At 64.6% G+C, this 20,310-nt stretch carries 18 protein-coding genes; 8 read left to right on the plus strand and 10 right to left on the minus strand.

What is annotated here, in order from left to right; all coding sequences use genetic code 11:
- Positions 1–144: 144 nt before the first annotated feature.
- Entirely contained in the window at positions 145–438 is a 294-nt protein-coding gene (locus AC5RWA_RS00070) for a putative quinol monooxygenase (protein WP_079595138.1), read from the minus strand.
- A 50-nt stretch (positions 439–488) separates the two neighbouring features.
- On the minus strand, positions 489–1,487 hold the full coding sequence (locus tag AC5RWA_RS00075) for a LacI family DNA-binding transcriptional regulator (protein ID WP_115523953.1): 999 nt from the start codon (positions 1,485–1,487) through the stop codon (positions 489–491).
- A 165-nt stretch (positions 1,488–1,652) separates the two neighbouring features.
- On the opposite strand from AC5RWA_RS00075, the gene AC5RWA_RS00080 reads away from it, so the two are divergent.
- The 4 genes from AC5RWA_RS00080 (at position 1,653) to AC5RWA_RS00095 (ending at position 5,785) form a co-directional block, all read left to right on the plus strand.
- Positions 1,653–2,771 carry a substrate-binding domain-containing protein gene (locus AC5RWA_RS00080; RefSeq protein WP_494056069.1) on the plus strand — a complete coding sequence of 373 codons (1,119 nt, stop codon included), beginning with the start codon at positions 1,653–1,655 and terminating at the stop codon, positions 2,769–2,771.
- Positions 2,772–2,876: 105 nt separating this feature from the next.
- On the plus strand, positions 2,877–3,923 hold the full coding sequence (locus tag AC5RWA_RS00085; RefSeq protein WP_079595136.1) for an ABC transporter permease: 1,047 nt from the start codon (positions 2,877–2,879) through the stop codon (positions 3,921–3,923).
- Positions 3,920–4,714: an ATP-binding cassette domain-containing protein gene (locus AC5RWA_RS00090; protein ID WP_494056070.1), complete on the plus strand. Its 795-nt coding sequence runs from the start codon at positions 3,920–3,922 to the stop codon at positions 4,712–4,714. Before AC5RWA_RS00085 ends, AC5RWA_RS00090 begins: the two co-directional genes overlap by 4 nt.
- A gap of 111 nt (positions 4,715–4,825) precedes the next feature.
- Positions 4,826–5,785 carry a carbohydrate kinase family protein gene (locus AC5RWA_RS00095; protein WP_494056071.1) on the plus strand — a complete coding sequence of 320 codons (960 nt, stop codon included), beginning with the start codon at positions 4,826–4,828 and terminating at the stop codon, positions 5,783–5,785.
- Positions 5,786–5,866: 81 nt separating this feature from the next.
- Here the strand turns inward: AC5RWA_RS00095 and AC5RWA_RS00100 are convergent, their stop codons facing one another.
- The 4 genes from AC5RWA_RS00100 to AC5RWA_RS00115 all read right to left on the minus strand — a co-directional run bounded on the left by AC5RWA_RS00100 (position 5,867) and on the right by AC5RWA_RS00115 (position 11,451).
- Positions 5,867–7,507 (minus strand): serine/threonine-protein kinase, encoded by a 1,641-nt coding sequence (locus tag AC5RWA_RS00100; protein ID WP_494056072.1) that lies wholly within the window; start codon positions 7,505–7,507, stop codon positions 5,867–5,869.
- Between the two features lie 125 nt (positions 7,508–7,632).
- Complete coding sequence (locus tag AC5RWA_RS00105) at positions 7,633–7,809, minus strand: CsbD family protein (protein ID WP_494056678.1); 177 nt, start codon at positions 7,807–7,809, stop codon at positions 7,633–7,635.
- Positions 7,810–8,035: 226 nt separating this feature from the next.
- On the minus strand, positions 8,036–10,897 hold the full coding sequence (locus tag AC5RWA_RS00110; protein ID WP_494056073.1) for an ATP-binding cassette domain-containing protein: 2,862 nt from the start codon (positions 10,895–10,897) through the stop codon (positions 8,036–8,038).
- Positions 10,894–11,451 carry a hypothetical protein gene (locus AC5RWA_RS00115; RefSeq protein ID WP_494056074.1) on the minus strand — a complete coding sequence of 186 codons (558 nt, stop codon included), beginning with the start codon at positions 11,449–11,451 and terminating at the stop codon, positions 10,894–10,896. Before AC5RWA_RS00115 ends, AC5RWA_RS00110 begins: the two co-directional genes overlap by 4 nt.
- Before the next feature lie 113 nt (positions 11,452–11,564).
- On the opposite strand from AC5RWA_RS00115, the gene AC5RWA_RS00120 reads away from it, so the two are divergent.
- Positions 11,565–12,845, plus strand: coding sequence for a wax ester/triacylglycerol synthase domain-containing protein (locus AC5RWA_RS00120; protein WP_494056075.1), 1,281 nt, complete (start codon positions 11,565–11,567; stop codon positions 12,843–12,845).
- A 64-nt stretch (positions 12,846–12,909) separates the two neighbouring features.
- Here AC5RWA_RS00120 and AC5RWA_RS00125 read toward each other — a convergent pair whose 3' ends face one another.
- Positions 12,910–13,383, minus strand: a complete 474-nt coding sequence (locus tag AC5RWA_RS00125) for a GNAT family N-acetyltransferase (RefSeq protein WP_494056076.1) — start codon at positions 13,381–13,383, stop codon at positions 12,910–12,912.
- Positions 13,384–13,556: 173 nt separating this feature from the next.
- Here AC5RWA_RS00125 and AC5RWA_RS00130 point away from each other — a divergent pair, with 173 nt between their 5' ends.
- Positions 13,557–14,030, plus strand: a complete 474-nt coding sequence (locus tag AC5RWA_RS00130) for an SRPBCC family protein (RefSeq protein ID WP_494056077.1) — start codon at positions 13,557–13,559, stop codon at positions 14,028–14,030.
- A 104-nt stretch (positions 14,031–14,134) separates the two neighbouring features.
- On the opposite strand, the gene AC5RWA_RS00135 is transcribed toward AC5RWA_RS00130, so the two are convergent.
- The 3 genes from AC5RWA_RS00135 to AC5RWA_RS00145 all read right to left on the minus strand — a co-directional run bounded on the left by AC5RWA_RS00135 (position 14,135) and on the right by AC5RWA_RS00145 (position 17,399).
- Complete coding sequence (locus tag AC5RWA_RS00135; RefSeq protein ID WP_494056078.1) at positions 14,135–15,121, minus strand: aldo/keto reductase; 987 nt, start codon at positions 15,119–15,121, stop codon at positions 14,135–14,137.
- 133 nt (positions 15,122–15,254) lie between these two features.
- Positions 15,255–15,935: a peptidase gene (locus AC5RWA_RS00140; RefSeq protein WP_494056079.1), complete on the minus strand. Its 681-nt coding sequence runs from the start codon at positions 15,933–15,935 to the stop codon at positions 15,255–15,257.
- A gap of 360 nt (positions 15,936–16,295) precedes the next feature.
- Entirely contained in the window at positions 16,296–17,399 is a 1,104-nt protein-coding gene (locus AC5RWA_RS00145) for a type I restriction endonuclease (protein WP_079595114.1), read from the minus strand.
- A gap of 669 nt (positions 17,400–18,068) precedes the next feature.
- On the opposite strand from AC5RWA_RS00145, the gene AC5RWA_RS00150 reads away from it, so the two are divergent.
- Positions 18,069–19,247 (plus strand): response regulator, encoded by a 1,179-nt coding sequence (locus AC5RWA_RS00150; protein ID WP_494056080.1) that lies wholly within the window; start codon positions 18,069–18,071, stop codon positions 19,245–19,247.
- 181 nt (positions 19,248–19,428) lie between these two features.
- Positions 19,429–20,289, plus strand: coding sequence for a phosphatidylinositol-specific phospholipase C/glycerophosphodiester phosphodiesterase family protein (locus AC5RWA_RS00155; RefSeq protein WP_494056081.1), 861 nt, complete (start codon positions 19,429–19,431; stop codon positions 20,287–20,289).
- Positions 20,290–20,310: the final 21 nt, after the last annotated feature.

A 20,310-nucleotide genomic window follows, 5' to 3' on the forward strand; every position in this document is an offset into this window, starting at 1 on the left:
TCTTGAGGCTGATTTCGGTGCCGGGCGCGGGCACGACGACTGGCCCCGCGTCCAGAGGACGGGGGCTGAGGTGTGTACGAATGGGCTGCCCTAGAGGTAAAACCCCTGGGGCGCGCCCACTCTACTGCCGCTGTTTTAGCTTGGTTATACGACCGGTTTGAGCCAGGTCAGCTCCGAGGCGTCACCTTCGATGTGACGGGCCAGTTCCTCGTTGAACCTGGCTCCGTAGTCGGCGGTGATGTGTTCCTGGAACGCGGCTTCATCCCGGTAGACCTCGAAGACGAAGTATTCGCGGGGATTCTCTTCGCGGGTGTAGGGGAGAAACAGTTCGTTGCCTGGTTCGTTACGGACGTGCTGCGTCAGTTCGGCCATCATTTCGGCAACGCGGGCCTCACTGCCGGCTTTGACGGTGAACTCGGCATACAAGGTTTTAGTCATGATCTCTCTCTTCAGTTGGTTTTTGCAGAGGTGCAGTTTTTCTTCGAGGGTTACGCCGACGGGCGGATTTCGCCGGAGCCTCTTTGGATGAGCTCGGAGGGGACAATGTAGGTCTGCGGAGGTTGATCGTCGCCATCGATCCTGGCCAGAAGCCGTTCGGCCGACTTGACGCCGATCCGCTCCGGGTGTTGAGCGATGACAGTAACCCCGGGGTCCATCATGTCGGCAAGTGTGAAGTCGTCAAACCCGACAAGTGCCACACGCTTGTGGACGTCCAGTTCCTTCAGTGCGCGCATCGTTCCGAAGGTGACGAGGTTCTGGCTGGAGAAGATTGCGGTCGGAGGATCCTCGGAAGTCAACAGTTCAAGGGCTGCCCGCCTCGCTGCTTCCTCATCATGGAGATTGTCGATGACCGGTAGTGCGGAGGTGGGAAGGCCTGCGTTGCCGATCTCCTCGAGGAAGCCCCGCCGGCGCTCCCGCGCGGTTTGGATGTCTGTGCGGTCGCCCAGGTAGGCCAATTTGGTGTGTCCGTGCGCCAGCAGATGTGCGGCCGCTTTGCCAGCGCCCACTGCGTTGTCAGTGACCACAGCATCAGCCTCAACCCCTACCGGCTCCCGGTCAATAAAGACCATTGGCAGGTTTCTGGAGTGCTCCGGGATCATATATGCCTGGTTTTTAGCGATCGGTGTCAGGACAAGGCCGTCCACCCGCCTGCCCAGGAAAGCTGCGATGATTGCCTGCTCCCGTTGAGGGTCGTCGTCGAGGCTGGCGGCGAAAACGGCTATTCCCCGGGCGCCAAGGGCATCCTCCATGGCGCGGTGTATCTCGCCGCTGAATGGGTTGGAGACGCTGGGCAACAGGAGGCCAACCGAGAGGGTCCTTCTACCTGCTCGGCGGAGGCTGCCGGCTGTGACGTCCAGCTGGTAGTTGAGCTGCGCGATGGCATCGAGCACCTTTTGCCGGGTGGCCTCGGATACTCCGGCCTCGTCGTTGATCACCCGTGACACGGTTTTGATTCCGACACCAGCGAGTGCTGCCACGTGACGCATCGTGGGCCGGGTGGGGGATAGAGGTGGCTGGTAACGATCGGACATCGTTGTCAAGAAAGTCGCTCCTTCTCGTTCTTTTGCTATTGACTCTAGCGTGTGATCCTGCTTACCTCGTCTATGACATCGTTGTCGAGGCCATGGAGGCCTCAAACACCAGGAGATTCAATGTTGAGTTCCAAGTCCCACCTTGCAACCGCCACCCGCATCTTTGCGGCAGGAGCGGCCCTGACCTTAGGAACGCTTAGCCTGTCGGCTTGTGGAGGAAGTTCCACCGCGCCGGGTGCCAGCGAAGGCACGTCAGGCGAAAAAGTCGGCGTCTCCCTGATCGTCAAGACCACGACGAACCCGTTCTTTGTTTCAATGCAGGACGGAGCGAAGAAAGCCGCAGAGGCTGACGGTGTAGACCTCAAACTGGCCGCCGGCAAGGCTGACGGCGACGAAGATACGCAGATCCAGGCAATCGAAAACGCCATCTCCAAGGGTGACAAGGGCATCCTCATCACGCCCAACGGCCCCTCTGTGGTGGACGCGCTGCAGAAAGCCCGGGACGCCGGCCTGTTCGTTATCGCATTGGATACCCCGCCGGACCCCGCCGACGCTGCAGACATCACGTTCGCCACCGACAACTTCGCCGCCGGCGAGCTGATCGGCAAGTGGACGGCAGCACAGCTGGACGGCAAGAAGGCCACCATCGCCCTCGTTGACCTCTTCGATGACAAGGTCGTTTCCGTGGACTACAACCGCGACCAGGGCTTCCTGACCGGACTCGGCATCGATACTGCCGATCCCAAGAAGAACGGTGATGAGGCCAAGACCGGAAAGTACACCGGCGGCAAGGGCGGGGACTACGAAATCGTCGGCAACCAGGCCTCCCAGGGTGCCGAAGACGGCGGCCGGACGGCCATGGAAACCCTCCTGTCGAGCAATCCCGACATTAACGTCATCTACACCATCAACGAACCTGCAGCAGCGGGAGCATTCGAGGCCTTGAAGTCGGCCGGCAAGGACAAAGACGTGCTCGTCGTTTCAATCGACGGCGGCTGCACTGGCGTGAATAACGTCAAGTCCGGCGTCATCGGTGCCACGGCACAGCAGTACCCCGTGAAGATGGCCGAACTCGGCGTAAAGGCGATCGTGGACCTGGCCAAGACCGGGAACAAGCCCGCGAACTCCGAAGGCCTGGACTTCTACAACACCGGTGTCGAGCTCGTCACCGACAAGCCGGCCGACGGCATCAAGAGCATCACCACCACCGAAGCTTCCGAGATCTGCTGGGGTAAGTAACCCCGCTATCCGTCCGGGGAGGCCGTGCTCCGCTCCGGCCTCCCCGGCGCACCACTTCCGCGTTAGCTACGCCCCAGCGACCATCACCAAAGATCAGGACCAACCGTGACCCAGCAACAGACCGCCGGCCCGCCCAGCGCCGGGCATGCCGACCTGGCCGAGGAATTCCTTGACCGCCAGACCCCGCTCAGCCGCATCCGCAACATCCTCCACCGTTACCCCGCCGTCAGCCCCGCCCTTGTCCTTCTGATCGCGGTGGTCGTGTTCGGCCTGCTCAATGACAGATTCCTGCGGGTCGAAAACCTCTCACTGATTACCCAGCAGGTCTCCGTCGTCGGCACCCTGGCCATCGCCCAGACACTCATCATCCTCACGGCCGGCATCGACCTGTCCGTCGGCGCCGTCATGATCCTCTCCTCCATGGTCGTGGCCCAGCTCGCCGTCAACAACGGACTGCCCGCCCCTGTTGCCCTGCTCGCAGGGCTGGTGGTCGGACTCGCGACAGGAGCCCTGAACGGATTCCTGGTCACCAGGTTCCGGCTCCCACCCTTCATCGTTACCCTGGGCACGCTGAACATCTTCATCGCCCTGACACTGCTCTACTCCAACGGGGCCACCGTGCGGGGCTCGGCCATGCCTGACCTGCTGACCTGGACCGGCAGCACCTTCCCCGTAGGGCCGGTGCGCATCTCAACAGGCGTCGTCGTGATGCTTCTGCTCTACGTGGCCATCGCATTCATCCTGGGCAAAACCGCCTGGGGCCGGCACGTCTACGCCGTGGGCGATGACAAGGAAGCCGCCCGCCTGGCCGGCATCGCCGTCAACAAAGTCCTCATGAGCGTCTACCTCGCCGCCGGCGCCGTCTTGGCCATCGGCGCCTGGATCCAGATCGGCCGTACCAACGCAGCCAGCCCCAACGCCGGTGTGGACCTGAACCTGGACTCCATCACCGCCGTCGTGATTGGCGGAACCAGCCTCTTCGGCGGCCGCGGCTCCGTCTGGGGAACCCTCCTCGGCGCCCTGATCGTCGGCGTCTTCCGCAACGGACTCTCCCTCGCAGGCCTGGACGTTCTGTACCAGACCCTAGCGGTGGGCGTCCTGATCATCCTCGCTGTGTCCATCGACCAGTGGATCCGAAAGGTCAAATCATGACCATGACAGAATCAGCAGCCACCCACACCGCCACCCGCGAACCCATCCTGAAGGCGAGGAACCTCGTCAAGACCTTCGGCCGCGTCGTCGGCCTGGACGGCGTCAGCCTTGACCTCTACCCGGGCGAAGTCCTGGCAGTCATCGGCGACAACGGCGCGGGCAAATCAACCCTGATCAAATGCCTCACCGGGGCGGAAGTCCCGGATTCCGGCGAACTCTTCGTCTCAGGACAGCCGGTGCACTTCAAACGGCCGCAGGACGCCCGCGCCCACGGCATCGAGACCGTATACCAGAACCTTGCGGTGTCGCCGGCACTCGATGTGGCATCAAACCTGTTCCTCGGCAGGGAAGAGCGGCTCCCCGGTCCGCTGGGCAAACTCTTCCGCGTCCTTGACACGAAGGGAATGCGCCGCAAAGCCAAGGACGAGCTCACCCGGCTCGGCATCTCCACCCTCCAGGACGTCACCGTCCCCGTGGAGAACCTGTCCGGCGGCCAGCGCCAGGCTGTCGCCGTTGCCCGCGCCGCGGCGTTTGGTTCAAAGGTTGTCGTGCTGGATGAGCCGACGGCGGCATTGGGCGTGCGCGAATCCAACCAGGTCCTGCAACTGGTCCGGGACCTCCGGGACCGCGGCCTGCCGGTCATCCTCATCAGCCACAACATGCCCCACGTCTTCGATGTGGCAGACCGAATCCACATCCAGCGCCTCGGCAAATGCGCGGCCACGATCACGCCTCAAACCCACAACATGACCGAAGCAGTTGCGATCATGACGGGCGCAGCCAGCGCCTAACCAACTGCTGCCCTTACGTCAGTCCGCGCACCGGTTACCGGTCCGCGGACTGACGTCGCTTGAACAGCCTGAACAGCCCCCACCCCATCAGATCCCCACGAGAGACAGACCATGGATTACCTCACAACAGCCCGGCCCGACGCTCACCCGACGCTTGACGTCACTGTCGTAGGCGAAGCGCTGATCGACGTGGTCACCACCTCAGACGGCCAGGTGGAACACCCCGGCGGCTCGCCGGCCAACGTCGCCTACGGACTCGGCCGCCTTGGCGTCACCACAGGTCTGCTCACGGCTATCGCCCCGGACGCCCGGGGAACCGCCATTGAAGACCATCTCCGAAGCGCAGGAGTTACACTTCTACCCGGCTCAAAATCCCTCACCCGGACGCCGTCTGCAACAGCGACCCTCGCACCGGACGGCTCCGCCACATATGACTTCGATATCTCCTGGGATCTGGCCCCCACGCCGCCCGCGTACTTCCCCAAAATCCTGCACACGGGATCCATTGCCACGTTTCTTAGCCCAGGCGCCAGCGCGGTAAAAGCCCTGCTCGAACAGGCCCACCGGCACTGCATGATCACCTACGACCCCAACATCCGGCCGGCCCTGCTGGGCAGCCACACGGAAGCGAAAGCCATCTTCGAAGAGCTCGTGGCCCTCACCGACGTGGTCAAACTCAGCGATGAGGATGCCCAGTGGCTGTACCCCCGGAAAAGCCTGGACGAAACCGCGGCACACATCCTCGGCATAGGCACCCGGCTGACCGTCATCACCAAGGGCGCCGAAGGTTCACAGTTCACATCCGCCGACGCCAACATCAACATCCCTGCCGTGAAAACGACAGTCGCAGACACTATCGGCGCCGGAGACTCCTACATGTCCGCCCTCATACTGGGCTTCCTGACCCGAGGAACCGAAGGCTTCGCCCCGGCTGTCCTGGAGCAGCTTGGACACACCGCAGCCGCAGCCGCGGCCATCACAGTACAGCGCCCCGGAGCGAACCCACCGACCCTTGAGGAACTGAACGCGGCAGTCGAAGCCAATGCCCCTGCTCAATACGCGGGTGCCTGAAGCACTTCATCAACAGGAGGGTGCCCTGCATTTCACCTACCGAGGGGAGCCGGGTGCGCCTGCTCGGGACCCGAGCGTAGGTTAGTCCTTGTTTTTGCCGCCCCCGTGATCTTTCGGCTTGCCGGCCTTGGACTTTTCGTTGTCGAGGCCTCCACCTGTGGTGGTTTGTTCTTCGTTCGTGGTTTGGTCCTGTTGCTCCCCCGGAGGAGTATCACCTGCCTGTGCGCCGGCCGGGATTTCCACGGTAATGACGGGCGCGGGAAGGGGATTGGAAACAGGAACGGGGTCTGCAGTTGTGACCGGCGCGGGGCCGGGGGCTGCGGGGACTGCGTCCGCGGTGGGTCCGGCAGAAGCGGTGAGAAGTGTTTGCAGATCGTTGCGGACCAGGCGGATGGCCTCGGTGATGCTCCGGTATTTTTCGAACGTCACCCCGTTCCTGACTGCTTCATCACTTACGTCCTTTTCCAGCCGGTCCAATTGGGTGAGGGCAGTTTGAAGGTCACCTTTGATCACCGCCTGGCGCACCCGGTTGAGTGTGGACTGGAAAGCAGGGGAGGGCTCGAGGGCGGTTTCGAGCTGGTCAAGGTGAAAATCGACTGGGTTGTTTTGCACCGGTACTGCCGGCCCGGCAGGTGAAGTCGACTGGACCGTGCCCTCACCGCCAAGGGTTGCAGCTGTGCCTCCGGCGAGGAGGACCGCCGCGATGGACGCGGCTAGAGCAGCCCGGGCGCGCTTTCCGGGTTTTCGCAACTGCCGGGCAGCAACGGTTGGCGGATGCGGCGGCAACGGCGGGGGCACGGGAGTCGTTGTACTCCTGACGTTCCGCTCCGTAGGTTCGATGTCAGCAGCTGTCACGGAGGCGGCGTGCGTGTCGACCTGCAGGGCCAGTCGCAGCAGTGTGTTCGCTGCTTCTGCCGCGGTTGGCCGGTCGGCGGGTTGCCGGGCAGTCATCGCAGTTAGCAGGGCCTCCCAGCCTGCGCCAACACTGTCGGGGATGACGGGGCTCCTCTGGAGCCGCGCCACGCCCGATTCGATCTGGTTGCCAGGGAACTCAACCTGGCGTGTGAAGCATTCCAGCAGTACCAGACCCAGGGAATAGACGTCGCTTGCACCGTTCAAAGCCTCGCCGAGAGCCTGCTCTGGGCTTAGGTACGCGGCAGTGCCGACCATGCGGCCTGGCCCCGTAAGGTGGTCCTCCTCCATCATCCGGGCGATTCCGAAATCGGCGAGCTTGGCCCGCCAGTGCGTATAGGGCTGGCCGGGCCGGGGGTTGTAGAGAAGCACGTTCCCCGGTTTGAGGTCCCGATGGATCACGCCGCGGCTGTGGACGTAGTCCAGGGCAGCTGCCAGATCCGAGCCCACCTTGGCGATCTCGGCGGGGTCCATGGGCCCGTCCCGCAGATGACGGCGGAGGTCAGGGCCGGGCACGTACTCCATCACCACGAAGCTCCGCTCCGTGTCCGGATCGGTGCCGGCGTCGAACAAAGTCACCAGGGACGGATGGATCAGGGAGGCAAGGATCCGAATCTCAGCGTCCTGGCGGGCCAGCAACTCGGGCTCGCCGCCCTCCTTGGAGAAGACCTTAAGCGCCACTTCCCGGCCCAGGGCTTCATCCAGCGCCCGGTACACGCCTGCGGCGGCGCCGCGGCCGACCAGCTCCTGAAGCCGATATCGCCGGCAGAAAAGTTGGCCGGTTACCGCCGACCTCTGTACTTCCGTCATGCGGGCTCCCGTAGGCGTTTCTGGCCGTTCTTATCCGGCGGGTATTTGCTATCGCTGTTCTGCTCGTTGCGGAGACAACAAAAGGCGCACCCCGTTCGCTGAGTGCGCCCCTCGTTGCAGGCTGGTCAATCCTTCTTGAAAGCGTCCTTGACCTTCTCGCCGGCCTGCTTCAAATCACCTTTGGCCTGATCGGCCTGCCCCTCGGTCCGCAGGCTCTCATCACCCGTGGCCGCGCCTGCCGCTTCCTTGCCCTTGCCGCTGGCTTTCTCGGCGGCGTTTTCGATCTTGTCGCCCAATCCCATGGTGTTTCCTCCTCTGGTTGGCAGCCGTTCGCATTCGGCTACAAACATAATAAGCATGCTTAGGATCCTGTTTTCAAGTGCCTGTCCGGTTCTTGACCATTCGGGAACGTAAGCGGTGCGACGTGCCGGGCTGCCGTGGAGCCCTGCACTAAAGCAATTATTCGCATCAGATACGCACGGCTTTCCGGCCACGGACCCGTCGCGTTCATCGGGTTTCGGGTGTTCCTCAGACTTTGAGCTGAAGCCGGTCCCTGGCGTGGGTGGAGGAAGCTTTCCCGGCTTGCTTGCCCATGCTGGAGACCGGCTTCACCCGCCGGAACGCGGCGAGGATGGCCCGGCCCACCACAACGATTCCGATGATTGTGGTGACGGCGCGCAGCGTGTCCCATCCCGCCGTCGACGTCACCAGCGAATAGAGCAGGAAGCTGCTGAGGTTGGTGGCGAGCGGGGCGCCGGGCTCGTACGAGATGCCGGTGCCGGCCCCTACGGCGAAGGGCCAGAACCACAGGTTGGTCAGCAGGCCGAACAGGTAGGACGCCACTGCGCCGTAGCCGCACAGCATCCACAGTTCGGCCTTGCCGCGGACCCGGCGGGGGAGCAGCCCGGCCCCGGCGCCCACCCACGCACAGGCGAAGATCTGGAACGGTGTCCACGGCCCCACGCCGCCCCACAAAACGCTCGAGACGGCGATCGTGGCGGCGCCGAGCAGCAGGCCGAAACGGGCACCGAACGCCCGGCCGGCCAGGATCAGCAGGATAAAGACGGCTTCCACGCCCCCGACGCCGGTGCTCGCCACCCGCACCGCGGAACCGACCGCTGCCAGGACGCCGAGCAGCGCCACCGTGTGTGCCGAGCGGACGGAGCCGTCGAGGGACACGACGACGGCGACGGCGGCCAACGGCGCAATGGCCAGCGCCGCATAGGGCAGGGCAGCGGCGGCATCCTGGGGGAGGGCCGCGGCGAGCAACGGCCAGCAGAAGGCGCCGAGGGCCAGGAGGTTTGCGGCCGCGAGGACTGCGAGTTCGACGCCGCGCGGCAGCCGGATGCGGTGGGGCTTCTTCCCACTGTGAAAATCAGCTGGTTCGTCGACGAGTGGTGCTGGGATCCGTGGTGCTGCGGCGGACTGTGCGGCAGAGGCAACAGCCGGGGCAGTTTCGGGCTCGGAAGAGGGTACGACGCCGTCATGCATCGGGAGGATCCGGGCGCCGAGGCGGTGGGCGAAGTCGAGGTCGTGCGTGGCGATCAGGACGGCCGTGCCGGCGTCCGCCGCTGCACGCAGCGCTGCGGAGACTGCTGTGCGCGCGGCCGGATCGAGTCCGCGGGTGGGCTCGTCGATCAGGAGGACCTGGGGGTCGTCCATGGTCTGCAGCGTGATGGCAAGGATCCTGCGCTCTCCCGCAGAGAGGTCCCGGGGATGCTCGTGGCCGATGGGAATGCTGACGTCGCCCCGCAGACGGGCAAGGCGTGAAGCTGCATAACCCGGCTCCGGCTGTCCGCCCTTCTGCCGGCGCGCCAGGCGCCGTTCCGCCGCGCGCAGCTCTCCTGCCACCGTATCCCTGGTGAAGAGGTCGTCCGAGGCATCCGGCACCAGGGCGACGCGGCCGCCGTCGACCCTGCCGCCGTCGTACGTTTTCGGACCGCCCTTTCCTTCACTCGCCGTGCCTTCACCGAGGGCGAGCGCCACGAGGAGGGACGACTTCCCGGCCCCGTTCGGCCCCACCAGGGCCACCACTTCACCGCGGTGCAGGGTCAGGGACGCGTCGCGCACGAGCGGCCGGCCCTTGCGATGGACCGCGAGGTTTATCGCCATCAGTACAGGCGCGAGGTCCGTTGGCTCTGCTGGCGTCGGACGCGCCTCAAGAGGGTGCGAAGGTGCGGGCGCAGCACCAGGAACCAGGGCGCCGTCGTCGATGGTCGACCAGGAATCGGCCACCGGTAGGAGTGCTTCCGCGCGGTGTTCCGCCACAATGACGCAGACGCCGGCGTCGCGGGCGAGGGCGTGAAGCACGGCGATGACGCGTCCGCGGGCGGCGGTGTCGAGGTCGGCCAGTGGCTCATCCACGAGCAGCAGGGCCGGATGATCCACCACGGCGGCGGCGATGGCGACGAGTGTTGCCTCGCCGGCTGAGAGGGTGCTGAGGTTCCGGTCCAGCAGGTCCGTCACCCCGATACGCCCGGCGACCTCCAGCACGCGGGCCTTGGCGGAAGCGGATGGCACGCCGCGCAGCTCAAGGGCGAGGGAGATCTCGTCCCGGACCCGGGCGCTGGCGAATGCGGCACGGGGATTTTGCAGGACGACGCCGACGTGGCGGGCGGTGTCGCGGGGCGGGGCGGCGGCACGGTCCGTTCCGCCAACGGTCACGGTGCCAGAAATCTGTCCGCCGTCAACGTGGGAGAGGAGACCGGCGATGCCCCGCAGGATGGTGGACTTGCCGGAGCCCGTCGGCCCGGTAATGACGTTTATTGAGCCGCACGGCGGCTTGAATTCCGCCACAGCCACCCGCGCGTCACCAATGCGGAACTGTGCGTCCCGGATCAGGACCGGCTCTTCGGTGCTTTGGCCGGGGTGGTGTGCCGCCCGGCTCCCGAAGCCGCGCAACTCCAAGGCTGCGGCAACCCGGCCTGCGTGCTCAAGGGTGCGCTCGAGCACGGGCACCAGGGCGCGTGCTCCAAACTTTTCACCCCGCAGCCGGAAGGCCAGACGCACGGAGGCGACGGCGTCGGCCAGTGCCGGAAGCGCCGCCCACGCCACCACAAGCGTCCGGGCCAAACCCTGCACAGGGCCGCGCCGGGCCAGGTGCACGAAGCCGCGCGCCGCGTCCACGAAGGCGTTGAGCAGGCCGAACCCGAGGATGACTCCGGCGATCGGCAGGGCGGACAGGACCGCCTCCCACAGCCCGGATCCCGTGACGGGGCCGAGGAGGACCACGTGGGCGTACGGGGCAGGCAGCCGGATTGCCGGTAAGTCCAGAAGGAGCGGCCCGCCAATGGCCGTCCCGTGGAAAAGGATGCGGTAGATGACCCGCGCCGCGACGAAGATGGCGGCCAGGGCCGCCGCGGCGCGTAACGGCGCGGGTCGGAAGGTCATGCCTTGGGGGCGGCCGGTTCGCCGTCGACCGTGTAGAGCAGTTCCAGGCTCTCGCCGGGGCTCACCTTCAGGGTGGCGTGGCCTTCCTGGGCATAGGCCCAGTCACCGGAGGCGGGCTTCACCCAGAGGGACCAGTAGGCGAAGGCGGCGGGCATCCCCTTGCATTCTTCCCGGTACGTGCCGGCCTTGTGGATAATGTCGAAGTCCGCGGCGGGGACACCGTTCACGCGGCAGACCAGTTCGGTGGGGTACTGCTCGGTGCCCTCGGTTTTCACGTCAGCCTTGTCGAGAATCTCGGAAGCTATGGTGGGCTCGTCCACATCCACGCAAACGGAGGTGTCGGCGGCATCCTGCTTGAGGGCGCCCGAATCCACGATGACCTTCACGCCTTCGCAGGGTCCGGCGTCGGCGCTGGCTGAAGCCGCTGCCGTGGAAGCCGGTGCAGAGGTGGTTGGCTGGGTGGCGGCCGGCGAGGAGCAGGCGGCGAGGGAAAACAGGAGACCGGCGGCGGCGAGCGAGCTCGCGGCGGCGGTGCGCATCTTAGTCAAAGTCACCTGTCAAGGGTAGGCCGTTGCCTGTCCGGAGCGGGATGCTGTCGCGTTGTGTGACGTCAGGTCTTCGCCGAACGCACCTGACAGGCCGGGTACTTCACGGTTACTGTCAAGAGATGCACCCGGCGACGCAAAAGCTGGCCCCGGCTGATGAAGCGAACCTGGTGCTCGACCACGCGGGCCAGGTCAACGTGTTCCTGGCCGCCTGTCTCCTCGGGCCGGGCGGTTTCCTGGCTCCTGACGGCACCCCGGACATTGCAGAGCTGCGGGCGGTCCTCCGCGAGCGGATTGCGGAGTTGCCGGCGTTGCGCAAAAGAACTGTCCAGGTGGGCGGCCGACATCACTGGATTGAATCTGAGCCCGACGTCGAGCGCCACATCCGCCTCATAGACCCCGTCCATGGTCTTGGGGAATTCCAGGACAAATGCGCCGAGCTGATGAGCCAGCCGCTCGCAAGGGACCGTCCGTTGTGGGAGATCCTGCTGGTACCGGGTGCTACTGACAGGGAACTCGGCGTCGTGCTGCGGATCCATCACGCGGTGGCCGACGGGATAACCGCAGCAGTGATCGTGCAGCAGCTCTTCGATCCCGGCGAACCGGGGGAGGAGGCGGGGAATAAGCCGCAGGCCCAAGGGCCCGCGGAGGCCCCGCAGCACCAACCGCGAAGGGATCCACGCCGAACCCTGCGCCGGGTTAGGACCGGCCTGCGCCGCATCCGAAAAACCGTGTGGGGCCATGGCGTGGGCGGCACGGTGCTGCTCGGTGAGCGCAGCGGGCACCGCGGCGTCGCTTTCCTGCAGGCAGAAATCGAAGCCCTCGAGACGGCGGTGCGTCCGCGGGGTGCCACGGTGAACGATGCATTGCTGGCCGCAACGGCGTCCGGCTTCCGGGCGGTCTTGATGGCTGCCGGCGAGCCGGTCCCCGCTTTGCTGCCGGTGTCGGAGCCGGTGGCGCTGCGCCGCATCGGGACTGCCAGGAACCAGGTGGGAGTCATGCTTGTGCAGCTGCCACTCGGCGAGCCCGACCCCGACGAGCGTCTGCGGCTCGTAGCCGAGCAGACCCGCAAGGAGAAGCCGCAGGCAAGGGACCAGGGCACCCTGGAGTTTATGCGCGGCCCAGTTGGCGCGCGCATCATGGACCACCTCGCCCGGCGGCAGCATCTGGTTGCCGGATTCGTCACCAACGTGCCGGGCCCGGAAGGAATGTTCCGTCTCGCTGGGGCTCCGGTCGTCGCGCTTTGGCCGGTTGCGGTTCTCGCCGGCAACGTGCGGCTCGGCGTCGCGGCGGTCTCCTACGCCGGCAACCTGTGCTGCGGCATCCACTTCGACGCGTCGGCCGTGCGGGGCGACGTGTTCGCGCAGGCCATGAGGGAGGAGATGGCACGTCTGGGAAAGTGAATTTAGTGGTGCGACCTGCCCTAAAAAGCCTGGCAGCACTATGCCCGTTTGAGCGAATAGTTAACTACAGGCCCAGTTCCATAAAAACGCTGTTGGGATCCAGGGTGTAGCCGGCAAACGGCGGGCACTCGGTGAAGCCGTGCCGGGCATACAGCCGCCGCGCGGGGGCGAAGTAGTCCTCGGTTCCCGTCTCGAGGTAGACGCGCTGAAGCTTTCGGGCGCGGGCGTCGTCAAGAATGTGCCGGAGCATCAGGGTAGCCACGCCCCTGCCGCGTGCGCTGGTTGTAGTGCGCATGGACTTGATCTCGCCGTGCATCGCCGGCCCGGACGGGGATTCCAGGAGCTTGAGTGCGCCGCACCCCAGCAGGTCATCGTTCTCGCGTGCCGTCCAGAACGTGATGGACGGTACGGACAGGGCGGAGTGGTCCAGGGCGTGGACGCTTTCGGCCGGTGAGGTGGCGTACATGTCCGCCAGGTGTTCGCTGAGGAGCTGGTGGACGTCGGCGCGTGTGGGGTCGTCCCGGTCAATGGAAATCATCGGCTCAAATCTACCGGGTGGCGCCGCCAAATCGCCCACTCCGACCTGCGATTTTAGGGTCTGGACCCCGGTAGCGGCCGGATCTATGGTGAAAGTGTGGCGGCTGCCTGACTGGCAGGATTGCCAGTGCTGCCGGTCCGCTCTTGCGGCCGTCCCTCATGAGGAGCAAGCAGATGGAACATGTTGAAGAGACCGTTGAAGTCGACGTCCCGGTGCGGACCGCGTACAACCAGTGGACCCAGTTCGAATCCTTTCCGCAGTTCATGTCCGGCGTGGAATCCGTAACCCAGCTGACCGACACCACCAACCACTGGGTAACCAAGGTGGGTGGCGTGCAGCGGGAATTCGATACCGAGATTGTTGACCAGGAGCCTTACGACCGGATCGCCTGGCGCAGCACCGACGGCAAGTCCCATGCCGGCATCATCAGGTTCACGCCGGTGGATGCCAATCACACGAAGGTCAGGGTCCATTTCGAATGGGCGCCGGAAACCGTCACGGAAAAGGCAGGCGCGGCACTGAAGATCGACGAGATGCAGGTGAAGGCGGACATGCGTAAGTTCAAGGCCTTCATCGAATCACGCGGTACCGAAACCGGCGGCTGGCGCGGCGAAGTCAAGGACAGCGGCCCCACTGGGCAGTTCTAGGAGTGCCAGCGGGATCAGCTGGAGTGACCCCCAAACAAACAGGAAGCGGTCGACGGCGGGGACCTCCCGCCGTCGACCGCTTCCGTGTGAGGAGCGTTAGGTCGTTACCGCCCGACGAGGCCCATGTGCAGGTCGTTGTAGCGGTTCCCCTGCACACCGATCCGGCTGGCGACAGCATTCAGATCAGCGACCTCATCGGCGGACAACGCCACGGTTGTGGCGGCTGCGTTCTCCTCGAGGCGCTCGCGACGGCGTGTCCCCGGGATCGGCACGATCCATGGCTGTTGTGCCAGGAGCCATGCCAGCGCGATTTGTCCGGGGGTGGCGTTCTTGGCGGCGGCCAGTCCGGCGACGTGGTCCACCAGGGCCTGGTTGGCGGCGCGGTTCTCGGCTGTGAAGCGCGGGATGGTGCCGCGGACGTCACCTTCCGTGAACTCTGTGGACGTATCTACGGTGCCGGTGAGGAAGCCCTTGCCGAGCGGGCTGAAGGGCACGAACCCGATCCCCAGTTCCGCCAGGGTTGGCAGTACTTCCGGCTCCGGGTCCCGTGTCCCAAGCGAGTACTCGCTCTGCAGGGCGGTCACTGGGAAGACGGCGTGCGCTGCACGGATGGTGGCAGCCGAGGCCTCGGACAGCCCGAAGTGGCGGACCTTGCCGGCCTGGACGAGCTCCCCCACCGTGCCGGCCACTTCCTCAATAGGCACATTGGGGTCCACGCGGTGCTGGTAGAAGAGGCCGAGCGTGTCGACGCCCAGGCGGCGGAGTGACTCGTCCGCGACGCGTTTGATCCGCTCCGGTGAACTGTCGAGTCCCACGGATTTGCCGTTCTCGATCCGCCAGCCGAACTTTGTGGCGATGACCACCTCGTCCCTGACCGGCGCGAGGGCTTCCCCGACGAGTTCCTCGTTGACGAACGGGCCGTACACCTCCGCCGTGTCAAAGAAGTTGATGCCCATCCCGGCGGCGTCGCGCAGCACCCCGATCATCGCCTGCCGGTCGCCGGGGTTGGGGCCGTAGCTCTGTGACATTCCCATGCAGCCAAGGCCAACAGCCGAAACCTGCAGGCCCTGCCCAAGTCTCCGTGTATGCATTCATGTCTCCCTCGTTGATGACGTCGCTGCCGGGGCGTGCCCGGCCATCCTCCAGTCAACGACTTTTCGGGGCGCCTGTGGGAGTCCCTGTTGTAACGGGTACTGGCAGGCCCTCCCTAAGCGGAGCATCACTTCATAAACGCGGGACGCACTTGCCGGTTCCCAGCAGCGCAAGCCCGGCGCGGTCGCCGTCGCCGAAGTCCAGTTGCCCGCCGTTCTCTTCGTACATCAGCTGCGTGGGATCGTTCACGTGGCCGAGACCGACAACATGCGCCAGTTCGTGCATGATGATGGCTCGAATCAACGCCGGGCCATTCGGAGAGGCCAGTGTTTCAGTCAGTCCTGGCGCATCCAGCTGTACCTGGCCCGTGACGTACACGTAGGGCTCACCCGGAACCTGGATCGAGGCGCTGCCTCCCGTCCCTGCAATTCTTCCCGTCAACTCAGGGGCCTCTTCCGGCGTGGACCACGCAATCAGGACCGGCGCCCATCTCTTGCCATAGCGATCAGGCTGGTACGCCTCTCGACCCTTCGTCGGTGCTTCGGACGTGATCCCGTCGTACACGAACTGCAGTCCGGAAGCAGCGGACACGGCGGACACGGCCTCCTCTATGAGCTGGTCCGTGCCGGGCGGTGCCAGGTCCGTCCGGACAACGTAGTGAACGGGACGGCACGGATCGTAGGCCACAAACGGCTGGTCCGCATCGGGCGACTCCTGCAGGACATACGCCGTCGACCCGGTGCTGGCAGGCGGGATACCAAGTGGGGATGAAGCGGCTTCAAAACCTGGCGGCGGGACCTCAGAGCCGGGCAAGTGGGGCAGAGCCTGCGACAAGATGTACCGATCGAACAATGATGGCGCGAAATAGAGTCCGACGACGAGCCCGACGCCAAGAACCGTGGCCACCCCTGGTCTCCACTTACGGGTGCGACCTGCCTTGGTCTCCCGGAAGCGACGCCTCTTTCCTGCGCCTTGTGTTGGCGCCGTCCGCCAGGGCTCGGGATTCTCAAGCTTGCCGAGTGCCTCATCAATCGCCCACTGTGGGATACGACCGCTCGGCGAACGCCTCACGCCTGGAATGTCATGGCTGTTGGCAGGCACACCTGAAGAGTCCTTATTGCCGAAACCCGATACCACCAGCGCCCCCTTGTGCGGGTTGTTAGTCAGAAGTGGTCAGGATTGCGGCTGCAGGTAGCTCTTGACGCTCGCACGCAGCGCCTCGGTGTGTTCGTAGATCTCCTCCAAGGAAGCGATGGGTACTCGGGTTTCTTCCTTGTTCTCGTCGAAGATCCCAATGTACTTCTGCGTCCGGTTGAAGTGCAGGCGCGCAATCGGCTTGCGGTTGTTGTCGTCCAGTAGAACTGCAAAGTATGACTTGGCGTCGCGCTGTACTACACGAGCTGGCTTAACCTCGCTGCAGACAATGGCCCGCACGATCTGGTAACCCTCGATCTCTTCCAAGGTCGTCTCCAAGCCATCAGCCTCGGCTAGGTCTGCTTCGGCGACGGGAGCGCTGGTGACGGTTGCAGCCACTGCGGCTTCTTCGTTTTGCGGGAAGCCGGGTGCGCCCAGCGCTTTCTTCAGCCGTTCGTTGACCTGGTCATTCAAGAACTGTTTTGACGCCTTGGATACCAAGGCGGTGAACTGTTCCCGCACCTTTTGGGTGTAGGGGCCCGGGTAAACGCGTCCGGTCAGGAACTTCACCCATTCATCCTCAGGCTCCTTGAACTGCGCCGCCAGCGTCCGCTTCAGTTCACCGATGTATTTCAGTTCGCCCGCTGCGCTGATTATTGAATCGAGGTCGAAGACTTCCTTCGACAGTTTTTGCAGTTCGGGGATCAGTGACTGGTCGATGTCGTTGAGATCGAGCACGAGGAAAGGCTTGGCATCCATACGGTTAGGCGCATCCAGGTCGGTGAAAAACTGATAAACCTCGCCGTTGGTGAGAATTGCGATCCTGGCATTGGTCACGGCGAAGTACCTGAAAAGCTGGGACGCGTGCTCAATTTTCACCGGTTCGGTCGACTTCTTGCACTCGATCAGGATCTGGACTTCGCCGTCCTTGACGATGGCATAGTCAATCTTTTCGCCCTTCTTGAGCCCGACGTCCGCGATGAACTCGGGCACGACTTCCAAGGGATTGAAAACGTCATAACCAAGGATGGTGGAGATGAACGGCATCACGAACGCGTTCTTCGTTGCCTCTTCTGTTTGGATCACATCCCGCTGCTGGCGCACCTTTGCTGCCAAAGCGGAAAGTTTTTCTGCGAACTCCATCGGTCCCCCTACAAGACTGTTGGTTGCTGCCATAGCAGAGCAGCGTTTAACCAAGCTGATGAAGCAACAAAATACATGTCAATGCCTCTGTTGCGCGATAAGCCCGTCCTAAAGCCACAGCATGTCGAAAACGTGCGCAGCGGTTAGGCTAACTTTCGCTGACTTTTCTGATCTCCAAAAACTAGTAGGAGGGCTATGTCGGTTGATGAGCAGATCCTTACATCCGAGGATTTGTGCTTGGCCAGAGATATCGGCGGAACTCAATTATTTCGGTGTTATAGGGCTATTCATTTTTGGGATCGCCTTCGGTGTGGTGGCCTTTATGACCGCTCGCAAGGCAGAAGAACAGGGAGTGAAGGCCACCGCAGGGAAAGTGCTCGGTGTCCTGGGTCTCGTTAGCGGGTCATCGTCATGACAGGTTCTTCTCTAACAAATGGCAGTCATTTTGCTCGCACAGGAGATAGGTGTCGAGCGGTTTCGACAGGCTCAACCACCGGCAGTCGCTTTATGACAAGGCAGCAGGCGGAACCGGACGACAGCAGGCCCTCCCTAAGCCAGCCTCCCGCCGTCGTCCGCACGCCGTTGCCATCCCGTGCCAGCCTGTCCCGTGGGACGATAGGTCCAGCGCGCTGGTGGCGCGCGGCTTCGTGACGATGAACGGGGGGCATCATGACGGTTGATTCGACCTCGAGTGCGCCGGGAGGACTGCGCCACCCTGACATGGAAGCCGCGAAGGTTCCCGGACTGCTGGATGACAATCCCGGGGCCGCCATGACGGTGCTGGTTGCCGACGACGACGAAGGGTCCCGGCTCGTGGCGAAAGCCGCAGTGGAGAAATCCGGGCACCACTGCATCGTCGCTGCGGACGGCGATGCGGCGTGGCAGCTTTACCAGGAATGGCGTCCGCAGGTGGTCATTAGCGACGTGATGATGCCCGGGCTGGACGGGTTTGATCTGTGCCGTGCCATCCGGGCCGCCGAAACAGGCAGCTATACCTACGTCATGCTGCTGACCTCGCACGGTGCCCAGGAGGACGTACTGGAAGGCATGAGGGCCGGAGCGGACGACTACGTGGCCAAACCGCTGGACCCTTTCGTCCTGCACACCCGCCTGCTGGCCGCCCGGCGGGTCACGGCACTTCACGGCGCCCTGGCCACCGCCCTGGCTGAAGCCAGGGACAGCAATGAACGGCTCGCCGAATTCACCGGCCGGGTCAGCCACGACCTCCGCAACCCCCTGACCTCCATCCTGGGCTACGTCGAGCTGGGTGCCACAGACGCAGAATCGGGCCACACGGAAGAGGCCGCAGAATACCTGGAAATCGTCGGCGGCAGCGCGCGGAGGATGCTGTCCATGGTGGAGGAGCTGCTGGCGTTCTCTACCGTCGGCGGCTCCCTGTCCCGGTCCTTGCTATCGCTGGCGAGCCTGGTCAAGGACGTCACCGAGGACCTGAGGCTGGGCCTGCAGGAAGCCGGCGCCGTAGTGCACTGTGAGGATTTTGTTCTCGACGCCGACGAAAGCCAGCTGCGCATGGCCCTGCAGAACCTGATCCAGAACGCGGTGGCCTACCGGCGCCCGGGCGTTCCCCCTGTCATCACCATCAGCGGGCAGGGAGCCGGAGCCGGTGCAGTGGTCCGGGTCGAGGACAACGGCAAGGGGATCGCGGCCACGGACCGGCGCAGGGTAGTCGAACCTCTGGTCCGGCTGCACCGTGCAGGCGACCCCGCCGGCACGGGGCTGGGCCTCGCTACGTGCGCCAGGATTGCTGCCGCCCACGGCGGACGGCTGGAAATTTCTCCCGCCCCTATCGGGGGAACGGCCGTCAGCATCTACCTCGGGGCGCCGTAACGCAGGGATAAACCTTGGCATGCGGGCCGCTGCGGCAGGGGATTGGTCCCTTCCAGTTCACCCGCCGGCAAACAACAGGTCCTTCGCCGTTTTCCCGTAACGAGCAGTCTTTTCACGCACCCCTTCCGCCCGGCACACCCCATCGCCCGGGCGGACATCCCCGAGGTACCAGGAGTACTCCGTGTTCGTGAAAAGCACCCTTGCCGCCGTCGCTGTCCTCGCCTCCTTGGCTGGGACGGCCGCAGCACCGGCCCAGGCCGAGGCAACCAAGCCTGCGCCCGTCGTCGTCGGCCAGCCGCTGGCCCAGGCACATGCGCACAACGACTATGAGCATGACCGCCCCCTGTTCGACGCGCTGGAGCACGGCTTCACCAGCGTCGAAGCGGACGTCTGGCTGGTGGACGGCGAGCTGCTGGTGGCCCACGACCTGGAGGACGTCCAGCCCGGCGTCACACTCGAAAGCCTCTACCTTGACCCGCTGCAGGACCTGGTCCGAAGCCAGCAGGGCCACAGCGTCTACCCGCAGTGGGACGGCAGCCTGCAGCTCCTGATCGACATCAAGAGCGACGGCGAGGCCACCTACGCCGCCATCGAGCAGGAACTGGCCGAGCACCGCGACATCATGAGCCGCTACACCAACGGCACCACCAAGAGCGGCCCGGTCACCGCCGTCATCAGCGGCAACCGCCCGCTCGCCACTATGCAGGCACAGGAAAAGCGGTTCAGCTTCTACGACGGCCGCTCCGCCGACCTCAGCTCCGGCAAGCCCGCCGACCTGATGCCGCTGGTCAGCGACAACTGGACCAGGCTCTTCACCTGGCAGGGCGTCGGACCGATGCCCGAGGCTGAGCGCGCCAAGCTGCACGCCTACGTTGCCGAGGCGCACGCGCACGGTTACCGCGTCCGCTTCTGGGCGACGCCGGACCTGCCGGGCCCAGCCCGCGACGCGTTGTGGACCGAGCTTGCCGACGCCGGGGTGGACCACATCAACACCGACGACCTCGCCGGACTGCAGCAGTTCCTCACCGCCCGCGCGGCGTAGCCCTTCCCAGAGAAACAGGAA

The organism is Arthrobacter sp. 210 2 (assembly GCF_059093025.1).